The sequence below is a fragment of the Paraburkholderia sp. BGA-UO-ETr-F21 genome (assembly GCF_059567925.1).
In genome coordinates this window covers 45579-51723 of sequence record NZ_JCAQOY010000030.1, presented here as the reverse complement: position 1 = coordinate 51723, position 6145 = coordinate 45579, and the positions used below count along the sequence as shown (strand labels likewise).

The following is a 6145-nucleotide window of genomic DNA, read 5'->3' as shown; positions in this document are numbered from 1 at the left end:
GCCGTCTCGCACGTGATTATGAACGGCTGCCCGAAACCCTTGCAGGACTTCATTTCGTGGTCTTCGCAATGCTCATGCTCGTTCACGCAGTGCCAGTACTTCAAAGTGCCTAACACGCTCTTAAAGAGGAGCAGAAATGAAAAAGGCACTAGCAACCTCGGCCCTTGGGTTGGTCGCCCTCGGCGCACACGCTCAGAGCAGCGTGACGTTGTACGGGATCGTCGATACGGGTATCGGCTATCAGAGCAGTCAGACGACGCTCGGCTCGACCTCCGGCGGCCGCTCGGTTGTGAAAATGGTCAACGGGATCTGGGCCGGCAGCCGCTTCGGCCTGAAGGGCTCGGAGGATCTGGGCGGCGGCACGCGGGCGATCTTCCAGTTGGAAGAGGGCTTTAACAGCGCGACCGGCGCACAGTCCGTCTCCGGCCTCGGGTTCAACCGTCAGGCTTATGTCGGCGTGGCCAACGCCAGCTACGGTACGTTCACGGCCGGCCGCCAATATACGTCGTACTACACGATGCTCTCGCCGTATAGCCCGACCACGTGGCTGACGGGCGCATACGGCGCGCACCCGGGCGATATCGACTCTCTGGATACGCTGTACCGCGCGAATAACTCGCTGGTGTACACGTCGCCGAATCTGTACGGCCTGACGGCTAGCGGCTCGTATTCGCTGGGCGGCGTGCCGGGCAGCTTCAACGCCGGTTCGACGTGGAGCGCGGCGTTGCAGTACCTGAATGGTCCGTTCGGCATTGCGGCCGGCTTCCAGCGCATCAACAACTCGACGCCTGGCGGCGGCGCATGGGGCGCTGACTCCACGACGTCCAACAACGGCGCTCAGGCTGGCGTGTCGGGCATCAACAACGGCTATCAGCGCGCCCAGGCTCAGCAGCGCGTGGCGGTGACGGGTGGCTATACCTTCACCCCGCAGTGGGACGTGTCGTTCTCGTACTCGAACGTGCAGTACATTCCGGGTATCAACTCGCCGTTCCACACCACGGCGATCTTCAACACGGGCGGCGCCGTGCTGCACTTCAAGCCTTTGACAGCACTGGACCTGGCTGCGGGCTACAGCTATACGCGCGCTACCAAAGCGAACGGCATCACGAGCTCGGCTAGCTACCAGCAGTTCAACCTGTCGCAGTACTACAGCCTCTCCAAGCGCACCGGTCTGTACGCGCTCGAGGCGTATCAACGCGCAGGCGGCCAGACGCTGGGCACGAACGGCGTGAGCATCATCAATGCAACGGCTGATATCGGCGACGGTCAGAATAGCGCGCCGTCCTCGTCGCGTAGCCAGTTTGCCGCGGGCGTGGGCATCATCCACAAGTTCTGATGGCGTAACCCGGTGGCGGTGTGTTGCTACGCCGCCACGGCGGCGCGTTTTTTAACGCGCGTCGCCGAGCAGCACAGGCTGCGCGCGCAATGCGCGCAGCATTTTCGACGACGCCGGCCGCCTGGCATTGAGCGCGTCGGACCGGTCGGCGCGTACGGCGCGCTTCGCCTTCACGCGTCAGACCACAAACGCCCACCCGTTGCCCAGTTTTCGCGCTTCACGTCGGTGAGAATGATCTCCACCGAGTTGGCCTCGACGCCAAGCGATTCACAGGTCGCTTGGGTAATGGCTTCGACGAACTGGCGTTTCTGTTCCACCGAGCGGCCTTCGAAGAGTTCGATATGAAACGTGGGCATGGCGTGACTCCGTATAGGGATGGGTTTGAGGTGAGCGTGAGGCGAATTCAAGCGCGATAGCCGGGATCGAGCCTGTCGAGTTTGCGCAGCAGGGCAGGCCATTCGAGTGCGCCTTCAATGGCGCCGCCGTCGTAAAGTTGTTCCGCTGTGCGTGCGGCGACTGCATCGCTCGGCACGACGAGTTCCGCGCCGCATGCTTGCGCTTGCAACTGGATCTCGCATGCCTTGAGCAGTGTTGCCATGAGCACATAGGCTTCCGCGACGGTGCGCCCAACGGTCAGCGTGCCGTGATTGCGTAATAGCATGGCGGGTTTGCCGGCGAGATGCGCGATGAGACGCTCGCCCTCCGCAGGCGTGAACGCAAGGCCTTCGTAAGCGTGATACGCGAGGTGGCCGTAAAAGCGCAGCGCATGTTGCGAAGCGGGCAGCAGGCCGGCCGGCTGAGCGGAAACCGCCACGCCCGCCGTATTGTGCAAATGCATCACGCAGAACGCATCGGCGCGTGCCGCGTGAACCGCCGCGTGCAGCGCGAAGCCGGTCGCGTTCACCGCATGTTCGCTCGCGCCGACGATGTTGCCTTCTATATCGATCTTCACGAGGTTCGACGCGCGGACTTCATCGAAGGCGAGGCCGAATGGATTGATCAGGAAGTGGCCGGGCTCGCCCGGAACGCTCGCCGAAATATGCGTGTAGATCAGATCGTCCCAGCCGTTGAGCGCCGCGAGCCGATAGGCGGCGGCGAGGTCGACGCGGGTTTGCCGCTCCGCATCGGACCTTGGCCCCGCTTCGGCGATGCGGCCGGCAGGGGTGTGAGTGAACGACATGTCTGTCTCCTGAAATTTTTTCAGCGCCGCGGCGCATGCATGGCGCTGCCCGACGGCCTAACTCACGCGGCTGGCCGGACCCGGAGTCGCCGCGCTGCGCACGGCGTCGATCCGCTGCGCCGGTTCAGCGGCCGCGACGCCATGCGCCGAGCGCTGCCTGAGCCATTGCACGCTCCACGTCGCGAGGACGAAAGGCGCTGTCATAACCGGCCAGCCGAAGTGGGCGGCCGCCGCTTGCAGCACGACCGACAGGGCCACACCGCCGAGCATCGTAACGACACCGCAGTCGGCAAGCGCGAGCGCGGTCAGCGCGCCGTTGAATCCTAACAGGCCTGCATCGAACGAGCTTGCCGTCGCGCCAAGCATCAGATGCGCGACGCTCGCGAACCCCGCGCCGATCAACGCCCGCAACGCATGCTTGCGTGACGAAGCCGTGATCCCGATCAACACCAGCAAGCCAGGCAGTGCGTCTGATGCGAAGCCGGTTTGTGCGAAACCGGCGAGCAGGCCGCCGCCCCATTGCAGCGCGTTCGATGCGGGCGTCGCGGCCCCGCTTGCCGGTTGCGCGTTCGCCGCGACGAACGGCAGCCAAAGCCAGCTGATGATCAGACACGGGCTCGAAAAAAAGCCGAGCCCGCGCACGCGCAGCATGCGCGACCATGGGTCCAGAAGCCATGCCGTGGCGGTGGCGGCGAGAATCGCCACAGCGGCGGCAGTGGCATTGTCGGCGATGAAGTTGAAGGCGGCGAGACCCGCCAGCGCGCCGTTGAAGCCGTGCAAGCCGGCACGCGTATCGTCCTCGCGATATCCGGCCAGGACTGCGCTCACATTGGCCGCAACCGCACCCATGAGCGCGGCGCAAGCGAGGCGCGGGTCGTCGAGCAGCCACGCGCCGAGCAGGCACGCGCCGGTGAAGGCGTTCGGTTGCAGCACGATCTGGCCGACACTGCGCAACAGCGTGCGCAAGGCGGCGGATTGAGCTTCGGTCGCGGCGGCGTGCATGATGTGAAGGCGGCGTGATGTCGATGAGGCGCAAATCCGGGCGCGCACGGCAAGCGCGCAGGCAGGAGAGCTGGGAATGGCGAGGATAGGCCAGCTACGCCGCGCCGTGCATCGCCATGCTTGATAGTGGCTATTTGCGACACAGGCCGGCCACGCCACGGCGTGTCGGTGAGCCGAAAGCTTTCGCGCTACGATAGTAGCCCGGCGTGCAGGCTGCGCCGTTTCACGAGGAGACAGTCAGATGCGTGAAGTACGGTGGGCATCGGAAGAGGGCGACGGCATCGAACATCTGGTGTTCGACGCGCATGAGGATGGCTTCGCGGTAGAAAGCGTGCTGGTCGGGCAGCGCTATGGGAAGCCGTATGGGCTGCACTACAAGGTGCGTTGCGACGCGCAATGGCGCACGCGCTTTGCGTGGCTGAAGATCGTCGGCGGCGGCGAACTGGAATTGCATGGCGATGGCGAGGGCCACTGGCGCGATGGCCACGGGCTTGCACTGAGTGCGATCGAAGGTTGCATCGACATCGATATCGCCGCCACGCCGTTTACCAACACGCTGCCGATTCGCCGTTTGCAACTGGCCGAGGGCGAGCGCCGGCCCATTTCGGTAGCGTATATCTCTACGCCGGATTTGCAGGTCACGCGCGTGGAGCAAGCCTATACGTGCATCGCGTTGCACGGCGAGTATCGCTACGAGGGCATCTTCCGCGACTTTACGGCCGACATGAAGGTGGACGAAGACGGCCTCGTGATCGACTATCCGACGCTGTTCACACGCCTGCCGCGCGAGCGTTGAGCGTCGATGCGGCCGAGCCGCCATGGTCCGTGCGGTGCCGTTCCACGAAACGCTCGATGCCTGCCGCGATCCGTTCGGGTTCGCGCAGCACGACCCAGTGGCCCGCATCGATCTCGATGCGTTCATATGCGCCGAGCCAGCCCTCGAGTCCGAGCGATAGCGCCGGCCCGACATAACGGTCACGCAACGGCACGAGGAATTGCACCGGCGCGTGCGCGTGACGCGCGCGCGGGTGCAGCAGCTTGTCGATGAAATTGGCGCGGTAGAGATTCAGGCCGTTGATCGCGTTGCGTATCTGCGCGGGATCGGGCGCCGGGCGCACGCGTTCCGTCACCCGCAGCCATAGCGGCCACAGACGTGCGCCGCCCGCGCGCCATACCAGCTCGGGCAGCCACGGCAAATGGAAAAAGAAAATATACCAGGACTTGAGCGTCTGCCGGACACTGCTGCCGAACGGGCGCTTCTTTGTCTTCTGCGCGGGTTCAGTGTCTCCGCCGCCGCGCAAGTCGAAGGAAGCATGATCGAGACACGGCCCTGAGATCGACGTGTACGAAGCAATGCGGCCTTTGAACGCGGGATCGGTCACGGCTTCCCAGCATTGAATCGAGCCCCAGTCGTGCCCGACGAGGTGAAACGGCCGCGTGCCGCACGTGGCGTCGGCGACGGCGGCAAGATCGGCGGCGAGGCGTTCGAGCCCGTAAGCGTGACGCGTGGCCGGCGCCTCGGAGGCTCCCGCGCCGCGCACGTCGTAGGCGATCACGCGATAGCGCGCATCCAGTTGCGCGCGCACCGGTTCCCACACTGCCGCCGAATCAGGGTAGCCGTGTACCAGCACGACGGGCGGCGCCTCGCGCGGTCCGCTCACATAAACCGCGAGCCGCACGCCGCTGGCTTCGACCGAGAGCGTGTCGCGTATCACGCGGCCGCCTGCACGCCGCGCCGCGTGGCCTTGCGGGTGCTCGGCGTGGCCGCATTGGTGGCATCGACCGCGGCAACCAGTCCGTCGATTCGCGCCAGTTGCGCGCGGTTGTCGTGATCCCACGGATGAAATCCAGGCCGGAAAAAGCTCAGCCACTCACCGGCGATGCGAGGAAACACACCGTGGCGCGGGCCGTACAGATACTTCACGACGCGCCACATGCCGCGCAGATGGCCACCGCGTTTGCGGTCGGCGATGATGAGCCGCACATGGTAGTCGAATACGATCAGCCAGAACGTCACGGTGGTGGCGAGCATGGTGCCGGTGCGCAGGAGATAACGGCCGAGTCCGGGCTTGAGCACGGTGTTCCATACGTCGTACGAAACGGATTTATGTTCGGTTTCTTCGAGTGCATGCCAGGTCCACATCTGCGTATAGCCCTCCACCGACCCGCCGATGCGCGTCGCGTCCTGCAGCAGCAGGCCCGCCAGCATGGCCGTGTAATGCTCGAGGCAGACGGTGACCGCGAGCTGGTACGAATGCGGCAGAACCTTGCGGCCGAAGTTGAGAATCGCCCATAGCCGTTTGTCGAGCTTATGCGCGGGCAAGCCGGCTTCCTGCAACAGATCGTTGTACTCCACATGCTCGCGCGTGTGCATGGCTTCCTGGCCGATGAAGCCGAGCACCTGCTTCTTCAGCACCGGGTCGTCGATCTGGTCGCGGTAGTTGCGCACGCTGTCCATGAAGAAACGCTCGCCGGCCGGAAACAGCAGCGAAAGCGCATTGAAGAAGTGTGTCACATGCGAGCCCTGCACGTGCCAATCGCAGGCACGTTCCTGCGGCAAGTTGAAACGGAGGTCGCGGCGAACCGGCATCATGGCCTTTCTCCTTGTGAGTCTCTATGTGTTGCTG

The 6145-nt window shown here is 64.5% G+C and carries 7 protein-coding genes and 1 pseudogene; 3 read left to right on the top strand and 5 right to left on the bottom strand.

Annotated elements, in window-relative coordinates:
- Positions 1 to 113, top strand: a pseudogene (locus tag AC57B1_RS19830) (IS5/IS1182 family transposase); the annotation flags it as partial.
- 23 nt (positions 114 to 136) lie between these two features.
- Positions 137 to 1336 (top strand): porin, encoded by a 1200-nt coding sequence (locus AC57B1_RS19825; protein WP_496418384.1) that lies wholly within the window; start codon positions 137 to 139, stop codon positions 1334 to 1336.
- A 170-nt stretch (positions 1337 to 1506) separates the two neighbouring features.
- Here AC57B1_RS19825 and AC57B1_RS19820 read toward each other — a convergent pair whose 3' ends face one another.
- From AC57B1_RS19820 to AC57B1_RS19810, 3 genes are read right to left on the bottom strand one after another with little or no spacing between them, the layout of a single operon-like run.
- A complete protein-coding gene (locus tag AC57B1_RS19820; RefSeq protein ID WP_408349472.1) occupies positions 1507 to 1692 on the bottom strand; it encodes a 4-oxalocrotonate tautomerase in 186 nt (61 codons plus the stop codon).
- A gap of 47 nt (positions 1693 to 1739) precedes the next feature.
- Positions 1740 to 2516 (bottom strand): class II aldolase/adducin family protein, encoded by a 777-nt coding sequence (locus AC57B1_RS19815; RefSeq protein ID WP_496418383.1) that lies wholly within the window; start codon positions 2514 to 2516, stop codon positions 1740 to 1742.
- Positions 2517 to 2573: 57 nt separating this feature from the next.
- Positions 2574 to 3518 (bottom strand): urea transporter, encoded by a 945-nt coding sequence (locus AC57B1_RS19810; protein WP_496418382.1) that lies wholly within the window; start codon positions 3516 to 3518, stop codon positions 2574 to 2576.
- A 241-nt stretch (positions 3519 to 3759) separates the two neighbouring features.
- Here AC57B1_RS19810 and AC57B1_RS19805 point away from each other — a divergent pair, with 241 nt between their 5' ends.
- Positions 3760 to 4314, top strand: coding sequence for a putative glycolipid-binding domain-containing protein (locus AC57B1_RS19805; RefSeq protein WP_496418381.1), 555 nt, complete (start codon positions 3760 to 3762; stop codon positions 4312 to 4314).
- On the opposite strand, the gene AC57B1_RS19800 is transcribed toward AC57B1_RS19805, so the two are convergent.
- Together AC57B1_RS19800 and AC57B1_RS19795 are read right to left on the bottom strand one after the other, a co-directional pair.
- Positions 4289 to 5233, bottom strand: coding sequence for an alpha/beta fold hydrolase (locus AC57B1_RS19800; RefSeq protein WP_496418380.1), 945 nt, complete (start codon positions 5231 to 5233; stop codon positions 4289 to 4291). The genes AC57B1_RS19805 and AC57B1_RS19800 overlap by 26 nt on opposite strands.
- Positions 5230 to 6111: a metal-dependent hydrolase gene (locus AC57B1_RS19795; RefSeq protein WP_496418379.1), complete on the bottom strand. Its 882-nt coding sequence runs from the start codon at positions 6109 to 6111 to the stop codon at positions 5230 to 5232. The genes AC57B1_RS19800 and AC57B1_RS19795 overlap by 4 nt, the downstream gene beginning before the upstream one ends.
- Positions 6112 to 6145 lie beyond the last annotated feature (34 nt).